We start from the raw sequence: 21207 nt of genomic DNA, 5'->3' as shown, positions 1-21207 counted from the left end.
CAGGCGGGCGAGCCGCGACACGCGACGCGCTATGCCCCGGGCACCGCCCGAACCAGCACCAGCGACCCCTGAAAATAAGGCTGTTGACGAAGTCTCCCGTGCTTCTCGTCCCACGCCCCGGACTCCAGGTCACGCCGCAAGTGTCCGGTGTACTCCTCGCAGACCTCGGCATCCACGAAGCTCCACGCCGAACATGCCTTCCGCGCCGCCGGATCGAGCAGCATCTCACTGAACGTCGTCATCGCCCCGTCGAAGGCGCCGTCCGGGAACGGCAGATTCTCGGCGACGGCGTCGACCGCCGCGGGCAGGTGCGCGGGACGCTGCGCCCGCATCGACTCCGACGGCTCGACCGCGGTCATCTCGAACAGTGTCGACTCGTACGAACCCGCCCCGGCACCGATGTTGAGCACCGTCCGCGAGCCGGCGAGCGCCGCCTCGATCAGGGCCGCGATCCGCGGCTCCGGCCTGCGGTAGCCGCTGTAACCCGGGCCGATGGTCCCGTAGTCGGCGTCCCCGGCACTGCCGTCGGTGGTCCGTCGCATCGTCGACCGGCTCCCCTCCATCGCCCTCTGCTTGACATCCAAGATCCTAGTATCAGCACTGGTCGACAGGCTAGGCACCGTTAACCATCCCTGATACGGTCGCTGCCAGTCCGGCGCCCCGACCCCGGCTCCCAGCCCCTCCCAGCGTCCCAAGGAGTCCCCATGGTGTTCCGCCGTTCCGCCGTCGTACTCGGCGTTTCCGGCATCGTCGTCGTCGCGCTCGGCGCGGTCTTCGAACCGGTGGCGGGGCCGATGGTGAGCAAGCTGCCGTCCAACACGGACCTGACCGTGCACTACTCCGGGACGGCTTCGCTGATCGACCAGACCGCGGTGGCCAAGGGCGATCTGCTGGGGGCGCTCAAGAACGGCGTGCCGCTGGCGCTGGACCGGCGCATCCACGTCACCTCCACGTCCGGGAACACCGCGATCGTCGGTGACGACCAGACTCTGAAGATCACGGGCATGCCGCCGATGCCGGACGACCACGTCTACGCGCTGGACCGCAAGACGCTCGAGGCCGGCCCGGCGCCCGCGGGCAAGACCGCCGATCCGGCCTCCGGGATCCCGATCGGGTGGCCGATGTCGCCCAGCGCCCATCACCCGTACAGGTACTACGACCCCACGACGCAGACCTCGTCAGACTTCACCTACACCGGTGACACCGAGGTCAAGGGCCGCGGCGCGCTCAGCTTCCACTCCCAGTCCGCGGCGAACCCGGTGAAGGACAAGACGCTGCTGGCGACGCTGCCGACGGCGTTGCCCAAGACCGTGGCGCAGGCGCTGGCGAGTTCGCCGCTCCCGATCCTGCCGAAGGAGACGAAGGCGCTGCTGACGCCGGAGGCGCTGGCCGCGCTTCCGGACCAGATCCCGTTGTCCTACACGGCGGTGACCACCGCCGACGGCGCCGCGGACAAGGAGGTCGGCTTCCCGATCATGCAGCACCTGCAGCAGAAGGTGATCCTGAACGTGGCCCTGCCCGGCCAGCCGCCGATCCCGCTGATTCCGGTGCTGAGCACCGATCTGACGCTCACGCCGGAGTCGCAGCAGTATCTGGTCGACAAGGCGGACACCGCCTCGACGCAGCTGTTGGTGATCAAGGTGGTCGTGCCGGTGGCGCTGGTCGCGATCGGGGTGGTGCTGCTGGTGATCGCGTTCCTGAAGCGGAAGCCGAAGGCGGTCGTCGCGGCTGCGCCGATCGAGGCCGGACCGGCCGGCGCGGAGACGGCCGAGCCCGCCGCGGACTCCGGCGAGTCCGAGAACTAGCGCACCGGCCGGCGGTGACGAGTCGCAGCGCCGCGCGGCGACGGCAACTGACGACGGTCGCGGGCGGATTGTTCGCCCGCGACGGCTATCCCAATGTGACGGTCCGGGACATCGCCGCGGCGGCGGGGGTGTCCGGACCGGCGATCTACCGCCACTTCGCGGGCAAGGACGCGATCCTCGCCGAGCTGATGCGGGCCGGGTTCGACGAGATCGACACGATCGGCGCCGTGGCGCTCGGGGGGCTGGAATCGGCCACCGCCGGTGAGCGCCTCGACGCCGTCGTGCGCGCCATGGCCGCCTTCGTCGTCCGCAACCCCGAGTTCGGCGTGCTGTGGCGGCGGGAGTTCCGGCATCTCGCGGCGGCGGACGCCGTGGAGCTGACGAGGCGGATGAGCGCCGGGCTGGTCGCGACGATCGGCGAGTTGCGCCGTGTGCGGCCCGAGCTCGGCGCGGCCGAGGCGCGGTTGGTCGTGGGGGCCGCGCTGAGCGTGCTGGGCAGCATCTCCGATCACCGGGTCCGCCTTGGCCGGCGGGCCCTGGAAGATCTCCTGGCGGCTGTCGCCGCGGACGTCTTGCGGGCGCAGCTGCCCGAGCCCGGCGGGTCGCCACCGACTGAGCCTTCAGCGACCCCGCCTCCCGCCACCCGGCGCGAAGAGCTGGTGGCCCATGCCGTCCGCCTTTTCCAGCAGTCCGGCTATCACCGGGTGACCATGGAGGACGTCGGGGCCGCCGCGGGAATCGCAGGGCCCAGCGTCTACAAGCACTTCGCGGGCAAGACCGACCTCCTGCGGGCCGTGGTCCGGCGCCTCAGGGATCGCCTGCAAGCCGCCCTCGACGCCCCTGCGGGGCCCGGTTCGGCCGACGACCAGCTCGCGATGCGGGCCCGTTCTTATGTGGAGACCGTCGTCGCCGAGCGCAGCCTCGTCTTGGCCTTCCATGCCGAGGTGCACAATCTGCCGCGCCGGGACCGCGTCGAGATCCGGCGGCTGGTCGCCGCCTATGTCCAGCGGTGGACGGTTCTGGTCGGGGCCGCGCTGCCCGGTCGCGGCGAGGCGGAAGCCGGGATCCGGGTCCAGGCGGCGTTCGCGGTCGTCAACGACTCGGTCCGCAGCCGCCGCCTGGCCCGGCAGCCCGAGACGGTGCCGAAGCTGACGGCTCTCATGCTCGCCGTCCTGACGCCGCGATCGTGATCGACCACGGCACATCGCGCTGCTCCCGACCGCGGCCACCCGGCCGCGCAACCGCAAGCGCCGAACGCGAATAGCGGACTCCGGGAGCGCCGCCGCTTGACGACGCCCCCGGAATCAGAACCCTGCCCCGTCAGCAGGCCCCGTTGTCCGTCCACACGGCCCACGACTGCGGCGCACCCGGGGTGGCGCCGGTCGAGTACCAGGTCGACGTGTACTTGTGCCCGTTGTAGGACACCACGTCGCCCGGCACGTACGACGTCGTCGCGTTCCACGGCGTCAGGCTGCCGCAGCCGCCGGACGAGCCGGTGATCGTCCAGGTGAAGCTGGTCGAGCCGCTGGCGGTGCCGGAAGACGCGGTCACCGTCACGGAATACGTCCCCGCGGTGGTCGGCGTTCCGGAGATCAGCCCGCTGGAGCCGATCGCCAAGCCCGGCGGCAGGCCGGTCGCGGAGTAGGTCAGCGTCTTGCCGGCCGAGTCCGTGGCCTTGATCTGCAGGGAGACCGCGGATCCGGCCGCGGAGCTCTGGTCGTCGGGGTTCGCGACGGTCACCGTGTCGCTGCCGCCGCCGGTGATCGTCCAGGTGAAGCTGGTCGAGCCGCTGGCGGTGCCGGAGGACGCGGTCACCGTCACGGAATACGTCCCCGCGGTGGTCGGCGTTCCGGAGATCAGCCCGCTGGAGCCGATCGCCAAGCCCGGCGGCAGGCCGGAGGCCGAGTACGTCAGGGCCTTGCCGGTCGAGTCCGTGGCGGAGATCTGCAGCGACGCCGTGGAGCCGACCGTGCCGTTCTGGTTGCCCGGGCTCGTCACCGTCACCGTCTCGGTGGACGAGCCCGCGCTGAAGCCGCTCGTGCCGTTCGGCGTGCCCCAGCCGGTCGGGCCGTCGTAGCCGGTGCCGGCGGTGCAGAAGTAGGACGGCGAGCAGCTGCCGTTGTCGCCGCTGGTCACGTCGTTGAAGCTGCCGGTGTGGTTGTACGGGTACTGCGCCGTGCGGTCGCCCGCGTTGGGCGCGCCGGCCAGGGCCCACACCGAGGCGATGATCGGGGACGAGGCCGAGGTGCCGCCGTACACCGACCAGCCGCTGCCGCCGTAGGTCTGGTACACCGCCACACCGGTGGCCGGGTCGGCGACCGCCGAGACGTCCGCCTCCATCCGGCGCGAGCAGCCGGTGTCGTGCTGCCACGACGGCTTCGGGTCGTACGAGGAGCACCCTGAGCCGGTGCCCTCGGACGAGCTGGTGTGCCACACGGTCTCGGTCCAGCCGCGGCTGCCGCCGCCCTGGCTCAGCCGGGTGCCGCCGACCGCCGTCACGTACTGCGAGGTCGCCGGGTATTCCGCGCCGTAGGCCGAGTCGCCGGTGCTGACCGTGATGGCCACACCCGGGTGGTTGAAGTAGGAGGCGTCATAGGACGTGTCCGCCGACTCCTCCGAGCCGCCATAGCTGTTCGACACGAACTTCGCACCCAGCGACACGGCGGTGTTCACCGCGGTGCCCAGGTTGGTCATGTCCGCGGTGCTGGCCTCCACCAGCAGGATGTGGCACTGCGGACAGGTCGCCGAGACCATGTCCAGGTCCAGGGAGATCTCCCCGGCCCAGCCGGTGTCCGGCGACGGGTAGTCGCTCCCGCCGTTCTGGTCGACCTTCCGGAAGCAGCCGTCGGCCGTGGTGCACGCCGGCAGGCCGAAGTTGGACCGGTACGCCGCCAGGTCGCTCTCGGCGTTCGGGTCGTCCTGCGCGTCGACGATGGCGACGGTCTGCCCCGCGCCGCCGGACGGCAGGTTGTACGCGCTCGCCAGATCGGACGGGCCGTAGCCGGAGACCGCGACGGCCGGCGCCAGATGGGGAACGATGTCGGTGCGCCGCAGCGCCAGACACGCCATCTGCCCCGGCCGCGTCGGGGCGGCGCAGGAGTGCACGTAGTTGGTCGCGGAGGAGGGGGTGGGGGTAGCGGCGGGGGCGGCGGCTGCCGAGGCTGTCGTCGTGACGCCGCTCCACACCAGCGCGGCCGCGGCTGCCAGGGCCGCGAACCCGGCGGTCCAGGACCGCCGGCGTTTCGCCGAGCGAAGCATGTCCACTCGGACTCCTTTCCATGACAGGGGACGACGGGCGCGCGGGAGACCGCAGGCGCCCTGTTCAGCGGCACCGTATTAACCCCGACAGGTCTAGACAACGTGTCAGTGCCCTCGGTCGGTCCTTGACTTGGCCTCGTCGCGTCCCTTCCCGGGCGGAACCCCACCCTTGCCCAGGGCCTGTCAACCCCCAACGAGCCGACGGCGGGTCACTGATACAGAGCCTCGCCCTTGATCGTCCTCGCATACAGCACGACGCGGCCGGTGCGGTGCGGCGCGACCAGACCCGCCCGCGCCAGCCGGTGCAGCTGCGCTGACACGCCGCCGGGAGCCAGTCCGGTCCGGTTCGCCAGCTGCTGCGTGCTGGCCGGCGTCTCCAAGAGCCCGAGCAGCAACGCCCGGGTGGCGCCGAGCGCCGCGGCCAGATCGCCGGCGTCGGCGGCCGGCTCCCACAGCGTGCCGATCCCGCGGACCGGGTAGCGGATGACGGGCACCCACGGCTCCGACGTCTTGACGTACAGCCGCGGCCACGCGAACGCCGACGGCACCAGGACCAACCCGCGCCCGTCGAGCGAACGCCGCGCGTGGGGCGGGCCCGCCGACCGGTTGGCGATCCGGAGCCGGCCGGAAGCCGGGTCGAAGTCCAGATCGGGGTGGATGTCGGCGAACATCGCGGCCGGGCCGCGCTCGGTCAGCGACCGCGCGCGGTAGTGGATGTCGGACTCCAGCAGGGAACGGATTCGGGGCCACATCGGCGCCAGGGCCCGCTGCCAGTAGCCGCGCAGTTCCGTGACCACTCCGGCCAGCTCGCGCCGCGGGGCCCGCAGCATCGGCGCCAGGCTGTCCGGCAGGTCGTCGCCGAACACGTCGGGAAGCTCCCGCCGCACGACGGCGGCGGGGGTGCGGCGCACCTCGTCGAGTTCGTCGTCGAGGTCGGTCAGGGGTGAGAGCGGGGTGGGGGCCAGAAAACCGGGCAGCAGGCGCGGCGGCCCGGCGGTGAGGTCGCGGGCTGCGGCGGCTCCCGGCCGGGTCAGGAGGGCGTCGCGGCGGTGCTCGGCCAGCCACGGCATGTGGATCGCGTGCGCGGCGGGCTGGGTCAGCGTCCGGATCGAGGCCAGCAGCTCCCAGGCCGGCGAGATGGCCCAGCGGAGCTGGCTGAGGTCCGCGGTGCCGAGGGAAAGGGTGAGCGTGGTCGCCACGAGGATTCACAGTAGCGTGAATCCGTTGAGGCCCAGGGCGCCGTTCCCGCAGGCTGCCTGCCATGATCGTGAATGAGACGACTGAAACCGCGCCGACCGGGGCCGCGCCGACGGCCCCCGTGAAAGAGGCGACGCGAGCGGCCGGGCCCGAAGCCGCCCCGCGAGACCGCCTCCGGTACCTCACCGCGTCCGGCGTCGCCGTGTGGGGAGCCCAGATCGGCCAGATGGCCGTGCCCCTGACCGCCGTCACCGCGCTGCACGCCGGAGCCTCCGGCACCTCGCTGCTCCGGACCGCGCTGACGGCACCGTTCGTGGTGCTCGGGCTCCCGGTCGGGGCGTGGCTGGACCGGGTGCGGCGCCGCCCGGTCATGATCGGCGCGGACCTGGTGCGCGCCGCCGTGCTGCTGACCGTTCCGCTCGCGGCGTGGACCGGGCACCTGACGATGGCCCAGCTGGTCGCCGTGGTGCTGGTCCAGGGTGTGGCGACGGTCTTCTTCGACCTGGCCACCCAGAGCTTCGTCAAGGACCTGGCGCCCGGCGCCCGGCTCGCGCACACCAACGCGCGTCTGGCGACGATCACCCAGACCGCGCTCATCGCCGGGCCTCCATTGGCGGGATGGGCGGCCGGGCTCCTCTCGGCGCCCACGGTCCTGCTGTTCATGGCCGGTGGCTATCTGTGGTCGGCGGGGTGGCTGTCCACCCTTTCCGTCCGCGAGCATCCGGCCGGCGGCGCAGCGCGCCGGCCGCTGGTGCGCGAGATCGCCGAAGGCGTCGCGTTCGTGGCCCGGCAACCCGTGCTGCGGACCGTGGTGCTGGCCGGCTCCCTGGTCAACATCGGCATCGCCGGCGTCATGACCCTGCTCCCGGTGCTGGCCCTGACCCGGCTCGGCTGGAGCCAGGGCCATCTCGGGACGTTCCTCGGGGCCGGCGGCCTCGGCGGCCTGGCCGGCGCGGCGTCGGCGGTCCGGCTCACCGCCCGGTTCGGCGCGGGCCGCGCGGTGCTGCTGCTCGGCGTCGCGGTCGCGCCGCTCGCCGTCACCCTGCCGTTGCTGGGCCGGCCGGTGCCCGGACCCGTCGCGGCCCTGGGGTGGGCGCTGGTGATGCTCAAGGTCGGCTTCGACGCGGTCGTGATGACGACGTTCCGTCAGCAGGTCACCCCGCCCGGTCTGCTGGCCCGGGTGAACGGCACGATGCGCGTGCTGTTCAGCGGCGCGGTGGCGCTGGGCGCGGCCTCGGCCGGTGCCCTGGCCGCGGCGGTCGGCCTGCGGTGGGCGCTGGCCGGGTCCGCCGCGTGCCTGGCGTGCGTCTGGATCCCGATCGCTTTCTCCCCGCTCCGTCGCATGACCGTCCTCACAACGGAGAAAGGATTCTGAGCGTGCGAACAGTCATGCGCCGCCACGATAGGGTTGAACTTCCATTGTGCCGCGCACCCGTGCCTTGGCGGGGGGACAGATAAGGGAACTGCCATGACTGCCGACCCCGACGAGGGGCAGCCGACCGCGGCGAGCGACGGGGAGACCACCGACCGGGACGGTTTGATCGCCGGCCGGTACCGCCTCATCTCCGAGCTCGGCGGCGGGGCGATGGGCGTGGTGTGGCGGGCGCGGGACGAGGTGCTCGGCCGGGACGTCGCGGTCAAGCAGCTGCGGCCGGACACCGGCATGAGCGGCGCACAGGTCCGGCAGTCCCACCTGCGGGCGCGGCGCGAGGGCCGGATCGCGGCCCGGTTGCAGCATCCGAACGCGGTCACCATCTTCGACGTCGCCGAGCACGACGGCCGGCCGTACCTGATCATGGAGTACGTCCCGTCCAGCAACCTGGCGGACATTCTCGGCACCGGGACCGTCATGGCCCCCGGCGAGGTCGCGCGGATCGGCGCGCAGCTGGCCTCGGCGCTGGCCGCGGCGCACGCCGTCGGGATCGTGCACCGGGACATCAAGCCCGGCAACGTGCTGATGACCTCCGACGGCACCGTGAAGCTCACCGACTTCGGCATCTCCCGGGCCACCGGCGACGCGACCGTCACCGCCACCGGCGAGATCCTCGGCACCCCGGCCTACACCGCGCCGGAGGTGGCGCAGGGACACGCCGTCGACTCCCCGGCGGACGTGTTCTCGCTCGGGGCCACGCTCTACGCCGCGGTCGAGGGCACGCCGCCGTTCGGCGACGACGTGAACGCCATGGCGGTGCTGCTGCGGGTGGTGCGGCACGAGATCCGGATGCCGCGGCGCACCGGCATGCTGACCGACACCGTGATGCGGATGCTCAGCCCGGAGCCGGCGGACCGGCCGACGATGAAGGAAGTGGCGCAGGCCCTCGGTGCGCTGGGAACCGAGCCGATGCCACCGGTGGCGGAGGCGCGGCCGGCGCGGCCGGCGGGCGGGCGTGCGGCCGGGGGTTCGCGAGGCGCTGCCGCCGCGGCCTCGGCGGCGGATGTGACCGAGGCGCTGGCGCTTGACGCGATGCCGGTTCCCTTGCCGGCGCCCGCTCCGGCTTCCGGTCCCGCGTCGATATCGACACCGCCGTCGACACCTCCATCGACACCGACACCGACACCGACACCGACACCGACACCGACACCGACACCGACACCGACGTCGGCGCCGACGCCGACGCCGACGCCTCTGGTGTCGTCCGCCGCGCCCGAATCTCCGTCGGCGGGCACCGCGACACCCGCGACACCCGTGACGCCCGTCGTGACGCCGAAGCCGACTGCCGCGCTGCCGCCCGCGACGGCGACGACCGCGCTTCCGGGCGCTTCGTCGACCGGTCCGGTGGCTTCCCCAGGACAGGCGGCGTCCACCGGTCCGCAGCCGGAGGTCTCGCCCACGACCGCGCTGTCGAGCGCGGGTGGTTCAGAGCTCGGCACGACCTCGCTGACACAGGCGCAGAAGCAGTCGCAGTCGCAGTCGCGCAAGCGGATGGTGCTGGCCGGCGGCGCCGTCGGCTCGGCGGCGGTGATCACCGCCGCCATCGTGGCCCTGAGCGGCGGTGGCAAGGACAACCCGTCCGCGACGCCGGCCGCCCAGCAGTCGTCCACCTCGCACGCGTCGTCGGCGCCGACGACCCCGGCGGCGTCGAGCGCGCCCACGACGAGCGCCGCCGCGCCGCCCGGCAGCTCCGCCTCGAAGTCGCCGGCGTCGTCCTCGCCGCCTTCATCGTCCCCGTCCTCGTCCCCGTCGTCTGCATTATCGAGTGCTGACGTTCCGGCCCAGTTGTCTGCGGCGATCACGAACTACTACAACCTGGTGCCGGGCAGCCTGCCTCAGGCGTGGGCCCTGCTGACGTTGGACTACCAGCAGAGCAAGGCCCTCGGCTACGACAAATACCAGAGCTTCTGGAACGGCATGCAACGCGTCATGGTGTCCGACGTCCAGGCGAAGGCCCCCGACACCGTCGTCGCGACGATCGACTACTACCCCAAGAGCGGCCAGGCCACCGAGGAGCGTACGAGCTTCACGCTGGTCCAGGACGGCGGCGTGTGGAAGATCGCGCACTCCTCGGTGATCAGCAGCAAGTCCATCTAGGGCGGTCTTCGTCTCCTGATCGCACGGACTCTGAGACTTGACTCTCAGAATTCGTGAGAGAACACTCTCAGAACATGGCGAAGGGCAACCCGTACGGCGACTTCGAGATCGACGATCCCAAGGCGATGCGCGCGCTGGCCCACCCGGTGCGGCTGGCCCTGCTGGAACGGCTGCGGCGCCACGGGCCGGCCACGGCTTCGCAGCTCTCGCCGCAGGTCGGCGCCACGCCGTCGGTGGCGAGCTGGCACCTGCGGCACCTGGCGGAGTTCGGCCTGGTCCGGGACGCGGAGCCGGGTCCGGACCGGCGGGAGCGACGGTGGGAGGCGGTCGCGAGCGGGTTCCGCTTCGGCGGCGTCGCCCAGACACCGGAGGGCCGGGACGCGGCGCGGACGCTGATCGAACAGATCATCCTTCGGGCGCGAGATCTGCCGCAGCGCTGGGCGTCGGAGGTCGCTCCCGAGCTCGAACCGGAGTGGCAGGACGAGGGCGGCATATACGACACCCGCATCTACGCCACGGCCGAGGAAGCCGCTCAGATCGCCCAAGCCATGGAGATGGTGCTGGCGCCGTTCGTCCTGCGTGGCGCGGAGAAGGCGCCCGACGGTGCGCGCCCGGTGCGGTATCTGCGCTACATCCTGCCGGAAAGCGGCGATGATGAGTGAGGCTTCCGCGATACCCGCGACTGCCGCGCCGGCACCCGCCGTCCCGGCTGACGCCGCCGCATCGCTCCGCCGCAACCGGGGGTTCATGCTCTTCTGGGCAGGCCAGTCGGTCTCCCAGTTCGGCGACCAGATCACCGCGCTGGCCCTGCCCCTGATCGCCGTCGCCCGACTGCACGCCTCGACGTTCGCCGTGAGCGTCCTGACCGCCGTGAGCTGGATGCCGGCGCTCTTCGGCGCCGCGGCCGGCACGTGGATGGACCGCAACCCGAACAAGCGGGCCCTGATGCTCGGTGCCGACCTCGGCCGGGCCGCGGTCCTGGTCAGCCTTCCCGCGGTGGTCCTGTTCGGCCACGTCACGCTGCTCCAGCTGTATCTCGTCGCCCTGCTGGTCGGCATCTTCTCGATGGTCTTCAACACCACCCACTCGGCCTTCTTCGCGCGGCTCGTGCCGCGGGAGTCGTACATCGCGGCCAACAGCCGGCTCAGCGCCAGCCAGTCGGCGGCCTACGTCGCGGGCCCGGCGATGGGCGGCGCGCTCATCCAGGCCCTGAGCGCTCCGGTCGCCGTCCTCGCGGACGCGGGCTCGTTTCTGACGTCCGCCGCCTTCATCTGGCGGATCCGGTCGGCCGATCCGACGCCGGACGCTGCGACCGACGCAGTGCCGGACGAAGCGCCGGACGCCCGAGCCGAAGAAAAGACGCCGCGTTCCTTCCGGGGAGAGCTCAAACAGGGTTGGGCGTTCGTCACCTATGACCCGGTCGTGCGGGCCAGCCTGGCCGGCACGACGACCATCAACTTCTTCACCTTTCTCGCCGGAACCGGCCTGGTCGTGCTGTTCGCCACCCGTACTCTCGGCTTGTCCGCCGGAACGATCGGCGCCACCCTCGGTGTCGGGGCGACCGGTTCTCTCGTCGGCGCGCTCGTCGCGAGCCGCGTGGCCGCCCGGCTGGGCGTCGGGCGCACGGTGGCCGTCGGGGCGGTCCTGTTCCCGGCGCCGTTCGCCCTGGCCGCCCTGGCCGGCGGGCCGATCGTGCTGCGCGTCGGCCTGATCGGCGCCGCGGAGTTCTTCATCGGCCTCGGCGTCATGCTCTTCGACATCAACCAGAACGCGATCCTGACCGCCGCCGTCCCGGACGGTATGCGCAGCCGCGTCTCGGGCGTCTACAGCAGCGTCAATTACGGCGTCCGCCCTCTGGCGGCCCTGATCGGCGGCCTGCTCGCCGCCCACGCCGGCTTGCGCGCCACGTTCCTGACTGCAGCCGTCGGGGGCAGTTTGTCAGTGCTCTGGTTCCTGGCGTCCCCGATCCCGCGCATCACCACCCTCGACGCTCTCGGCGCGGCCTCCACCCGGACTCCATGACGGTGTCGATACTTGACACCAGCGTCCCGCGACCCACCGCCTAGGAGGCGATCATGAACGGTCACACGGACAACCGCGGCGCCACCCGCCGCACCACGGAGCCCGGCACGCGCACCGTGGCCGCCGGCCGCCGCCGGGTGCGGATCCGCAAGACGTCGGGGCGGCGTCTGCGGGACCTGCCGGAGCTGGACCTGCGGACGCCGTCGGGGCGGTTGCTGCCGTACTGAGAGATGGCCCGCCTCCGAAGAGACGGGCCACCGGTCAACCGCACTGAATCAGAACGCGCCTATGCCGTTCGGCGTCCCCCAGCCCGTGGGGCCGTCATACCCGGCGACCCCGTTGCACTGGTAGTCGCCGCCGCAGTCCATCCGCTCGGCGTTGGTGCCGCTCGTCACGTCGAACAGGCCGCTGTGGTCGGTGTAGAACGCGGAGGCGTCCGCGAACTTCTGCGGGTGGCCGGCCAGCGCGATCACGCCCGCTATGTAGGGCGAGGAGGCGCTGGTGCCGCCGACGACGCCCCAGCCGGTCAGGCCGTCGACCGTGCCGTAGACGGCCGGGCCGGTCTGCGGGTCGGCGTCGGCGGCCACGTCGGCGACCATGCGGCCGGGGCAGTTGGCGTCGTGCTGCCAGGCCGGCTTGTCGATCCAGGCCGAGCAGCCGCTGCCGGCACCGGACCACGCCGACTCGGTCCAGCCGCGGGTGTTCGCCGCCTTCGTCAGCGAGGTGCCGCCGACGGCGACCACGCTCGGGAACACCGCGGGGGCGCTCGGGATTCCGTAGCCGTAGTCGCCGCTGGAGGCGACGATCGCCGTACCCGGGTGCGCGTAGTGCACCGCGGACGACAACACGTCGCCGCCTTCGTCGCCGCCGTAGCTGTTCGACACCTCGCCGGCGCCCAGCGCGACGGCCTCGTCGACCGAGGCGCCGAGGTCGTCGAACGAGGCCGAGTCGGCCTCGACGAGCAGGATCTTGCACTGCGGGCAGGCCGCGGAGACCATGTCCAGGTCCAGGGCGATCTCCACGCCCCAGCCCTGGTCCGGGGGCAGCGGGGTCGCCGCGCCGCGCTGGTTCACCTTGTGGAAGCAGCCGTTGGCCGTGGTGCAGGCCGGCAGGCCGTACGTGCTCCGGTAGACCGCGAGGTCCGCCTCGGCGGCGGCGTCGTCGCCGACGTCCGCGATGGCGACGGTCTGGTTCGCGCCGCCGGTGGCCGGCAGGTGGTACGCGGCCCGCAGATCGGCCGGGCTCAGGCCCTGCGGCAGCGCGGCGGCGGCCCCGGCCATACCGGCGGCGGCCCCGCGGACGCCCTTGCCGCCGTGCACATCGGTCCGCAGCTCGGCGAGGCACCGCGCCTGGTGCGCCTTCGCCGTGCCGCACACCTTCGTGACGTTGCCCTTCCCGTGACCGGCGGTCGGAGTGGCGCTGGCGGTGGTGGTGAAACCGGCCATCAGCGCGCCCGCCGCGGCCAGCACCGTCATCAGGCGCAGCCGGCCGGCGGTCCTCGGACTTCTCGTGTTCATCAGGCTCCTCATGGCGTTCGCGGCGTCAGCCGACGGTGTAGGGGTCGGTCACGGTCTGGGTGATCGACCCGCCGAGGCAGTCGGTCGCGGTCACCCGCAGCTCGACGTGGCCCCCGGGCGCCGGGTTCGACCAGTGCGCGGCGTAGGTCCCGCCGCCGCCGTGGGTCGCCACGTCCTGCCAGGTCGCGCCGTCGTCGAAGGACACGGACACCTTCGCCGAGTCGATCCCGGCCCGAGAGCCGACGTCGCCGTAGGACATGTGGCCCACGTGCAGCACCAGGTTCTGCACCGGGGATTGCGAGCCGTTGCGGTTCGTCAGGGAGTTGAGCTGGTAGTTCAGCGTCAGCGCCGGCAGCACCTGGCACGGTGCCGTGGGGTCGCCGGAGACGTCGGCCGCGGCGCAGTCCGTGCCCGCCGGCAGTTTCATCGACGGGTCGTCCTTGCCGGAGATCGGGATCGTCACGTCGGTGTGCGTCTTCGTGGACTGCGTGATCCCGCTGGCCGTCCGATCGAAGTCCAGGACCATGCGCAGCTTCGCCGGCCCGGCCGGCACGTTCTGCAGCAGGTAGCCCAGCCGGTTCGTGTCCGAGGAGAGCAGCTGCCCGTTCCAGTACAGCTGCCCCGTCCCGGCCGCGCTGAAGTCCAGCCCGGTGGTGTCCTTGTTGCCGTCCCCGAGCATCCCCAGCAACACGCCGACGTTCCCGGCTCCGGAGCACGCCTGGCAGCCCATGGGGTCCAGGGCGCCGGCCCGGTGCTGCCCGAAGTTCGGCACCATCGGCGCGTGGCCCCAGGTGCGGGCCACGGTCTCGCCGGCGTCGTACTTCCGGGCGTCGTCGTCGAGGATCCCGAACGCGAAGACCGGGTTGTTCGGGTCGAAGATCAACGGCAGCGCCATCTCGCTCGCCCACGTGCCGCCGCCGGTCACGTACTCGGTGACCGCGCCGTTCGGGACCGGCAGCTCGGCCATCTGGTAGCCGTCGGGCGTGACGTAGCCGCTGCCCAGCAACGCCTGCGCGGTGCCGTAGTGGGGATCGAGGTTGACGGTGTGCTTCAGCGTCGCCAGCGAGCTGTCGGCCGGGGTGTAGCTCTGGTTGGCGTCGATGCGGTCCGAGACCTCTTCGAGGTTGTACCGGTACGAGTCGGCGTCCGATGCCGGGCCCGCCCCGACCCAGCCGAGCGAGTAGGCCAGGCTCCCGACCGCCGGCTTCGGCGTCGGCGTGACGAAAGCGGCGATGTTCCCGCTGCCGGACACTCCCAGCCCGACGCCGATACCGGTCGCGCTCTTCCGGATCACCTGGACGTCGAGGGACTGCGTCGTCGCGGGCTTCTGCGTCGTGAAGCTGATGGGACTGGTCGCGGTGCGCGCGTCGACCGTGGCCGCCGGCACCGTCCCGCTGTCCGGCACGGTGATGCCGTCGGAGGTGACGAGGTCCATCTTCGCGGTGTTCGCCTGCGGGTCGAACGCGAAGGTGAAGGCGAGCGCGGCGTAGTGCCCGGCCGGGACCGCGACCTTGGCGACACCCTGGTACGAGAACGTCTCCGCCGCGAAGGCGCGCGCGTCGTCGGTGTTCACCAGGATGATCGGCATGTTCGCGGCCGCGCCGGTGTCGTCCAGGGTGTTCACCTGCAGGATGTGCAGCGGATAGTGCGGCTGGACCGGCGTCGAGGCGCCGGCCTCGGCCATCGACGTCAGACCGCCGAACAGCGCCCCGGTGCCGGCCGGCCTGCCCGCCGCCAGATCCGCCTTGATCGCGTCCCGCAGCGCCTGCGCGAACGCCCGGCCGGAGTCAGGGGTCAGATACCCCGTCGCCGTCTGCCCGCTGACCGAGGTGAACGTGACGCCGGCCGGCGCGGTCGGCGTCACGCCCGCGGCGTAGCGCAGCACCACCGGGATGTGATGGCCCTCGGTGCTGGGCATCGGGGCGAGCCTGGTGGTGTCGAACAGCGACAGATCCAGGCCGTGGCCCAGATACGGTACGGCTTCGGACGGGACGACGTAATGGTCGCCGCCGACGGTGAAGGTGGCGAAGGCGTCGGAGGCGCCGGCGCCCTTCTCGATGGCGACCCCGGCGCTCGCGCCGGTGTGCACGACGACGCGGTCGCCGGTCGGCAGGACGACGGGGACGGCCCCCGAGCCGGCCGGCGTCACGGGTGTCACGGTGGGCGTGGCCGCGTCGGCGGCGGTCGGCGCGCTCGCGTCCGCGGCCGCCGGGGAGCAGAGCGCGGCGGCCGTGACCAGCACGGCGAGCGTCGAGGCGGATCGGGATCGGCGTGATCTCACGGGTGAGTCCTCCGAAGTCCGGGAATACGGTCAACCCAGTTACTAGCGTGGATCCACCACCGGTGTCAGCCCTCTGATGTGTCGGTAATACGACACGACGGGGATGCAACCTCGCGGGGGGTCCAGGGGGTCTACGAGGAGAAGGGAGATTCCTACGGACGGAAGGCCCGATGCACGATTCGGCGACCTGGTCCCGGCATTTGGAGCCGGAATACGCGGGGACCTTGGACAATCTGGTCTCCGGCATGACCGACCGCGCGAACGCGCATCGGCTGGGTGTGAGCGAACGGACCGTCCAGCGCCGGATCCGGGAGCTGATGGACTGGTCCGGGTCCGGGAACCGGATGCAGCTGGGACGGCACGCCGCCCTGGCCGGGCTGGCGGGCGCCAGCAGTCCGGTCGACGCGGCCGACCTGACCGAGTCGTACATGTTCGGCGACCGGCCGCCGCGCTGCGGCCGCTACCCCGACGCCGACGCCCGGCACCTGCTGCGGCTGCTGCTCGTCGACGCGGCGGCGGATCGGCTGCTGGGTCTGAGCCCGCGCAGCGTCGAGCGGCGGGTCCACGAGCTGATGACGCTGGCCGGGGCCCGCAGCCGGGCACAGCTCGGATGGCGGGCGACATGGCGCGGCTGGATCTGACCGTGTGAGGCGGCTCACTGATACGTGATCGAACTCCGGCTCGATACCGACGTCTTCTCAGGTGACGAGTCACGATCACGCTTGGGAGTCACCATGACCGACCTTTCCGCCTCCGGCCCGCTGGACCAGGGCGCACACTCCATGGACGCCGACGGCCTGACCCTGCGCTACCGCGTGCACGGCACCGGGCCGGCCGTGGTGGCGCACCCCGGCGGCCCGGGCATCCTCGATCAGAGCTCTGACGTCCCTTCGGAAGGCCGGAGGCCGCACGGCGCGGCCGCCGTCCCCGGTGCTGCGGGGACGGCGGCCGCGCGCGTCGATCTGCCGCGTGTCGATCCGCGGCGCGCACCGTGGGTCAGTACTGCGTGCTGACGGTCACGCCGCTGAACGCCTGTGCGGCGTACAGGCTGATGTACCGGTAGCCGGCGGTCTTGTTGGTGACCGTGATGCTCTGGTCGTTGCCGGCACCGGTGGAGGCGGCGGAGTGGTGCTGCTTCGTCGCCCACGTGTCGGCGGCGTAGTAGAGGTCTGCGTTGCCGGTGCCGCCGGTGGTCGTGACGTGCAGCGTCACCTTGCCGGCGGGCAGGTAGATCCAGAGGTGGTCGTAGTCGCCGGTGTTCGCGGCCTGCCCGCTACGGGAGCAGTTGCGGTCCATGGCCTGAGGATTCGCCTCGGGGCACGGCGGCGGCGCGGCCGGGCCGCTCACGGTGACGCTCTGGGCCCAGGTAGAGCTCAGGCCCTTGGCGTCGGTGACGGTCAGCGCGATCGTGTAGGTGCCCGGGGCGCTGTAGGTCTTGGTCGGCGTCGGGCCGTCGGTGGAGGAGATGGTGCCGTCGCCGTAGCTCCAGCGCTCGAAGGTGATCGGGCTGCCGGTGTCGGTGGAGACGTCGGCCAGGTGCACCTTCAGGCCGTCCGGCTGCGCGGTGAAGGCCGAGGTCGGCGCGCCCGGCGCCAGACAGGCGCCGGCCGAGCAGGCGTCGAGCCAGGCGTCGAAGTCGGCGTCGTACCGGGTGCCGATGGAGTTGTAGACGGCGTAGCCGCCCTGGTAGTCGCCGACCCGGAACTTGGCGAGCATGGCCTGGACGTCGGCCGGGTGCTTCTCGAGCATGTACCGGACGGCCAGGTAGCCCCAGTCGTAGGTGCGGGTGCCGGTGGTGTTGTCGTACGTGGTCTGGAACAGGGTGCTCAGCGGGAACGAGTGCTGACTCGCCTCGTTGATCGCCTGGGTGTCGTTGATGCCGCGGTAGGCGTAGGAGACGTACTCCGCCTGGCCCTCGATCCACCAGATGTCCGGAACGGAGATCTGCGTGCCGAAGTCGCCCTTCATGTCATAGGCACCCTGCAGCAGGTGCGTGTACTCGTGGTTCAGGTTCCACACGTTCGCCGGGAACCCGTCGCCGACGAACTTCACGTACATCACCGAGACCGGCTGGTTGTCCGGGTCGGTGATGTCGCCGCTGAGCGTCTCACCCCCGTTGTCGGTGTCGTTCCCGAACAAGGCGTTCGAGTACATCGTGTAGTCCCACTTGGTGGCGAACACCGCGAGCCGCACGTTGGTCTCGTACTGGCCGGGGATCGGCCCGGGATCCTTGGTCACGTCGTGGTAGAACGCGTCCTGATTCTGCAGGCTCGTGCACGCCGCGTTCAGGTCGGCGGCGGTCATCGCCTGCGCGAGGATCGTGTGCGTGGTGCCGCAGGCGTAGGTCGTCGGCATCTTGGCGGACTTGAGCGTGGTCAGGTAGTCGCAGACCTTGAACGCGCCGCATTCCGCGCCGTCGACGTAGTTCACGACGGTCGCGACCCGCAGCCATATCGGCCCGTTCGGCCCCGCGAGCGGCGACGTGCTGATCAGGTTGGCGGCGATCGGGTGGACCTTGGCCTGGAGCGCCGGCGTGTCGAGGAAGCGCACGGCCTCGGCGGCGGCGTTGGTGTCCAGCGCGTAGTTCGCTCCGCTGAGCAGCGCCGTATGGTTCAGCGCGAAGGTGTTCAGGGCGTCGATCAGGCTCGGGTCGGCGGTGACCGCCGCGATGTAGGCCGGGAAGAAGTGACCGCGGTAGATCGGCGTGAACACCGCGTTCACGGCCGCTTCCATGCTCGGGAAGGCGTCGTAAGCACTGGTGTAGCCGGTCAGCACCCGCTTGTAGACGGACAGGTAGCGGGCCTGCTCGTCGGCGCTGTCGGACAGAGTGATGACATTGCCCAGGATGTCGCCGTTGGCCGCGCTGATGTCGGTGGACCGCGGCTCGGCGAAGAACGCGTCGAGGCCGCCCTCGACGGCCGTGGCCAGGGTCGGACCGTATGAGCCGACGGCGGCGGCGTTGTTGTACTGGACGTAGTAGCCGGCGGTCAGGAAGCGGCTGAGCTGCCAAGCGCCGGTGGAGTCGTCGCCACGGTAGTTCCACACCGCGCTCTTGAAAGCGTTGGCGACGGCCACCATCTGCGATTCCTTGAAGACCGCCCCGGCGTCGGCGCCGGTCAGGGAATACAGGGTGTTGAGGCAGTCCAGGGTCGAGGCCCTGACGTAGGCGGCCAGGGCTTCACCGCTGCGACTGCCGAAATCGGCGGCGGTGCAGGACTGCGAGGAGGGCGCCATCGCCGCTGCCGCCTGGCCGGTCACGCCCCTGGGCCCGGAGGGGGAGGTCACGTTCTGTGCCGCGGACGCGCGGAGGGCGAGCGGCGCGCCGTCCACGGAGCGCTTGGGGACGGCGCCCCGGACGCTGTGGTCGTCAGCGTTCGACGCGGCGTGACTCACGGCGGTGGCGCCGCTCGGCGTGGAAGGCGCGGGCGCAGCGGCGCCGGCGGGGCCGGTGGCCAGCCCGACGGTCGCCGCACAGACCGCGAGGCCCACGGCCAGGATTCTGGGCAGGGCGGATCGGTGGCGCATCAAAGTGCTCCTTCGTGAACAAGGGAGGGCGCCTCGAAGAAAGTCCGGGGAGGCGTGCCATGAAACTCTCATCCGGGCGCGGCGCTGACAATGGAGCACGCGATAGAGAAATTGCAGTGAGCTGATAACACTCACAGCTGGGAACTCGCGCACCGAACCCGGATCGGCACCGTCCTGAACCGGCCTGACCAGCTCCGGCTATCGCCGGACACGGCTCATCCGTCGGCGTCCGCGCGCCGACGGAGCACTATTATGACGGCCGGTTCCCGCGATTGTCTTTGACCTCAGCGGTACTGGTGGCGGCCACGTATCAGATTCCTGACGGAACTGTGCCGCGTGTCGCCGAAGTGCGCACCGGCCGCACCATCGGCATGTGGGGCTGCCACGTGGCGCGGCCCTGGGGGCACGCCGCACTGCACGACCACATGGCGCCCCAACTGAGACGGATGCTGCGGCGGGTGCCGCAGCTGGTCGTCACCTTGATTCCGTTCCGCCTGTGACAGCGGCGCTACTGCCCCGCGAACGGATCCGCGATCCCCACGTACCGCGTCTCCAAGTACTCCTCGATCCCCTCCAGCCCGCCCTCGCGCCCGACCCCCGACTGCTTCACCCCGCCGAACGGCGCCGCCGGATTCGAGACGATCCCGGTGTTGATCCCGATCATCCCGGTGTCGAGCCGCTCCGCCAGCCGCAGCCCGCGGTTCAGGTCGCTGGTGAACGCGTACGCGACCAGCCCGTACTCCGTCGAGTTGGCCAGCCGCACCGCCTCGTCCTCCGTGTCGAACACCACGATCGGCGCGACCGGCCCGAAGATCTCCTCGCGCAGGATCTCCGCGTCCTCGGGGATGTCGGTGAGCACCGTCGGCTGGTAGAAGTACCCGGCGCCCGGGACCTTCTCCCCGCCGGTCACCACCTTCGCGCCGGCCTCGACCGCCGACGTCACCAACCGGTCGACCTTGTCCCGCGTGTCCTCGTCGACCAGCGGTCCGATCTTCGCGTCCGGGAGGGTCCCGCGGCCCACCGTGTACTGCCCGAACCGGTCGGCCAGGCGCCGCGTGAACTCCTCGGCGACCGGCCGCTGCACCAGCAGGCGGTTCGCGGCGGTGCACGCCTCGCCGCCGTTGCGCAGCTTCGCCAGCAGCGCGCCGTCGACGGCCTTGTCCAGGTCGGCGTCCTCGAACACGAGCAGCGGGGCGTTGCCGCCGAGCTCCATCGACACGCGCAGCACCTGCTCGGCGGAGTCGGCGATGAGCCGCCGCCCGACCTCGGTCGACCCGGTGAACGACAGCTTCCGCAGCCGGCTGTCCTTGATCAGCGGACCGGTCACGGCGCCGGCGTGCCGGGTCGGGATGACGTTCACGACCCCGTCCGGCACTCCCGCGTCGATCAGCGTCCGTGCCAGCAGAAGGGACGTCAGCGGGGTCAGCGTCGCGGGCTTGAGGATCAGGGTGCAGCCGGCGGCGAGCGCCGGGCCGATCTTGCGCGTCCCCATCGCCAGCGGGAAGTTCCACGGCGTGATCAGCAGGCAGGGTCCGACCGGCCGCTTGGTGACCAGCAGCCGGGCGGCGCCGTCCGGGGCGACGGAGTAGCGGCCGGTGATCCGGTTGGTCTGCTCGGAGAACCAGCGCAGGAACTCGGCGCCGTAGGCGACCTCGGCGCGCGAGTCGGCCAGCGGTTTGCCCATCTCCAGAGTCATCAGCAGAGCGAAGTCGTCGGCCCGGGCGGTGATGAGCTCGAAGGCCTTGCGGAGGATCTCTGCCCGCGTCCGCGGCGCGGTCTTGGCCCACCCTTCCTGGGCGGCGTGCGCGGCCGCCAGGGCCGCCTCGCCGTCGGCGGGGCTGGCGCTGGCGATGGTGGTGAGCAGGTCGCCGGTCGAGGGATCGTGCACGTCGATCGTCTCGCCGGTGCTGGAGGGCCGCCATTGTCCGGCGATGAGCAGTCCGGTGGGGACGGAGTCCAGCAGCCGGCGTTCCTGGTCCTGGGAAATCGTCACGCTCATCACCCCAGCCGACCACGGACGCCGGGTCAAGACAACCACCCGGCGTCCGAACGGCGGGGGGTTCGGCTGACGGC

Annotated in this window: 17 protein-coding genes; 10 read left to right on the top strand and 7 right to left on the bottom strand. The window is 71.7% G+C overall.

Features of this window, described 5'->3' with window-relative positions:
• Positions 1 to 29: 29 nt before the first annotated feature.
• A complete protein-coding gene (locus ABD466_RS30985; protein ID WP_344660751.1) occupies positions 30 to 542 on the bottom strand; it encodes a class I SAM-dependent methyltransferase in 513 nt (170 codons plus the stop codon).
• A gap of 162 nt (positions 543 to 704) precedes the next feature.
• On the opposite strand from ABD466_RS30985, the gene ABD466_RS30980 reads away from it, so the two are divergent.
• Positions 705 to 1805: a porin PorA family protein gene (locus tag ABD466_RS30980; RefSeq protein WP_344660750.1), complete on the top strand. Its 1101-nt coding sequence runs from the start codon at positions 705 to 707 to the stop codon at positions 1803 to 1805.
• Positions 1806 to 1819: 14 nt separating this feature from the next.
• The gene (locus ABD466_RS30975; RefSeq protein ID WP_344660749.1) at positions 1820 to 2995 is read left to right on the top strand and encodes a TetR/AcrR family transcriptional regulator; all 1176 of its coding nucleotides are present in this window, start codon (positions 1820 to 1822) and stop codon (positions 2993 to 2995) included.
• Positions 2996 to 3125: 130 nt separating this feature from the next.
• Here ABD466_RS30975 and ABD466_RS30970 read toward each other — a convergent pair whose 3' ends face one another.
• Together ABD466_RS30970 and ABD466_RS30965 are read right to left on the bottom strand one after the other, a co-directional pair.
• Positions 3126 to 5063: a putative Ig domain-containing protein gene (locus ABD466_RS30970; RefSeq protein ID WP_344660787.1), complete on the bottom strand. Its 1938-nt coding sequence runs from the start codon at positions 5061 to 5063 to the stop codon at positions 3126 to 3128.
• Positions 5064 to 5272: 209 nt separating this feature from the next.
• Positions 5273 to 6262: an ArsR/SmtB family transcription factor gene (locus tag ABD466_RS30965; protein WP_344660748.1), complete on the bottom strand. Its 990-nt coding sequence runs from the start codon at positions 6260 to 6262 to the stop codon at positions 5273 to 5275.
• A 62-nt stretch (positions 6263 to 6324) separates the two neighbouring features.
• On the opposite strand from ABD466_RS30965, the gene ABD466_RS30960 reads away from it, so the two are divergent.
• The 5 genes from ABD466_RS30960 (at position 6325) to ABD466_RS30940 (ending at position 12038) form a co-directional block, all read left to right on the top strand.
• Complete coding sequence (locus ABD466_RS30960; RefSeq protein ID WP_344660747.1) at positions 6325 to 7635, top strand: MFS transporter; 1311 nt, start codon at positions 6325 to 6327, stop codon at positions 7633 to 7635.
• Between the two features lie 93 nt (positions 7636 to 7728).
• The gene (locus tag ABD466_RS30955) at positions 7729 to 9789 is read left to right on the top strand and encodes a serine/threonine-protein kinase (RefSeq protein ID WP_344660746.1); all 2061 of its coding nucleotides are present in this window, start codon (positions 7729 to 7731) and stop codon (positions 9787 to 9789) included.
• Positions 9790 to 9863: 74 nt separating this feature from the next.
• Positions 9864 to 10451: a helix-turn-helix domain-containing protein gene (locus ABD466_RS30950; protein ID WP_344660745.1), complete on the top strand. Its 588-nt coding sequence runs from the start codon at positions 9864 to 9866 to the stop codon at positions 10449 to 10451.
• Complete coding sequence (locus ABD466_RS30945; RefSeq protein WP_425558795.1) at positions 10441 to 11811, top strand: MFS transporter; 1371 nt, start codon at positions 10441 to 10443, stop codon at positions 11809 to 11811. Before ABD466_RS30950 ends, ABD466_RS30945 begins: the two co-directional genes overlap by 11 nt.
• Before the next feature lie 53 nt (positions 11812 to 11864).
• Entirely contained in the window at positions 11865 to 12038 is a 174-nt protein-coding gene (locus ABD466_RS30940) for a hypothetical protein (RefSeq protein WP_344660744.1), read from the top strand.
• 48 nt (positions 12039 to 12086) lie between these two features.
• Here ABD466_RS30940 and ABD466_RS30935 read toward each other — a convergent pair whose 3' ends face one another.
• Together ABD466_RS30935 and ABD466_RS30930 are read right to left on the bottom strand one after the other, a co-directional pair.
• Positions 12087 to 13328 (bottom strand): S53 family peptidase, encoded by a 1242-nt coding sequence (locus ABD466_RS30935; RefSeq protein ID WP_344660743.1) that lies wholly within the window; start codon positions 13326 to 13328, stop codon positions 12087 to 12089.
• Positions 13329 to 13353: 25 nt separating this feature from the next.
• Positions 13354 to 15609 (bottom strand): hypothetical protein, encoded by a 2256-nt coding sequence (locus tag ABD466_RS30930; protein WP_344660742.1) that lies wholly within the window; start codon positions 15607 to 15609, stop codon positions 13354 to 13356.
• A 170-nt stretch (positions 15610 to 15779) separates the two neighbouring features.
• Here ABD466_RS30930 and ABD466_RS30925 point away from each other — a divergent pair, with 170 nt between their 5' ends.
• Together ABD466_RS30925 and ABD466_RS30920 are read left to right on the top strand one after the other, a co-directional pair.
• A complete protein-coding gene (locus ABD466_RS30925) occupies positions 15780 to 16250 on the top strand; it encodes a hypothetical protein (protein ID WP_344660741.1) in 471 nt (156 codons plus the stop codon).
• Positions 16251 to 16343: 93 nt separating this feature from the next.
• On the top strand, positions 16344 to 16622 hold the full coding sequence (locus ABD466_RS30920; RefSeq protein ID WP_344660740.1) for a hypothetical protein: 279 nt from the start codon (positions 16344 to 16346) through the stop codon (positions 16620 to 16622).
• On the opposite strand, the gene ABD466_RS30915 is transcribed toward ABD466_RS30920, so the two are convergent.
• Positions 16606 to 19134 (bottom strand): collagenase, encoded by a 2529-nt coding sequence (locus ABD466_RS30915; RefSeq protein WP_344660739.1) that lies wholly within the window; start codon positions 19132 to 19134, stop codon positions 16606 to 16608. The two genes, ABD466_RS30920 and ABD466_RS30915, sit on opposite strands and share 17 nt — an antisense overlap.
• A gap of 329 nt (positions 19135 to 19463) precedes the next feature.
• Between ABD466_RS30915 and ABD466_RS30910 the strand changes: the two genes are divergently transcribed.
• Positions 19464 to 19634 (top strand): hypothetical protein, encoded by a 171-nt coding sequence (locus ABD466_RS30910; protein WP_344660738.1) that lies wholly within the window; start codon positions 19464 to 19466, stop codon positions 19632 to 19634.
• Positions 19635 to 19642: 8 nt separating this feature from the next.
• On the opposite strand, the gene ABD466_RS30905 is transcribed toward ABD466_RS30910, so the two are convergent.
• Positions 19643 to 21133 carry an NAD-dependent succinate-semialdehyde dehydrogenase gene (locus tag ABD466_RS30905; RefSeq protein ID WP_344660737.1) on the bottom strand — a complete coding sequence of 497 codons (1491 nt, stop codon included), beginning with the start codon at positions 21131 to 21133 and terminating at the stop codon, positions 19643 to 19645.
• Between the last annotated feature and the right edge of the window lie 74 nt (positions 21134 to 21207).

The organism is Catenulispora subtropica, assembly GCF_039531675.1.
GTDB classification, from domain to species: Bacteria; Actinomycetota; Actinomycetes; order Streptomycetales; family Catenulisporaceae; genus Catenulispora; species Catenulispora subtropica.
Note: the sequence above shows the minus strand (reverse complement) of the source record. Positions and strands in the feature narration are given on the sequence as shown.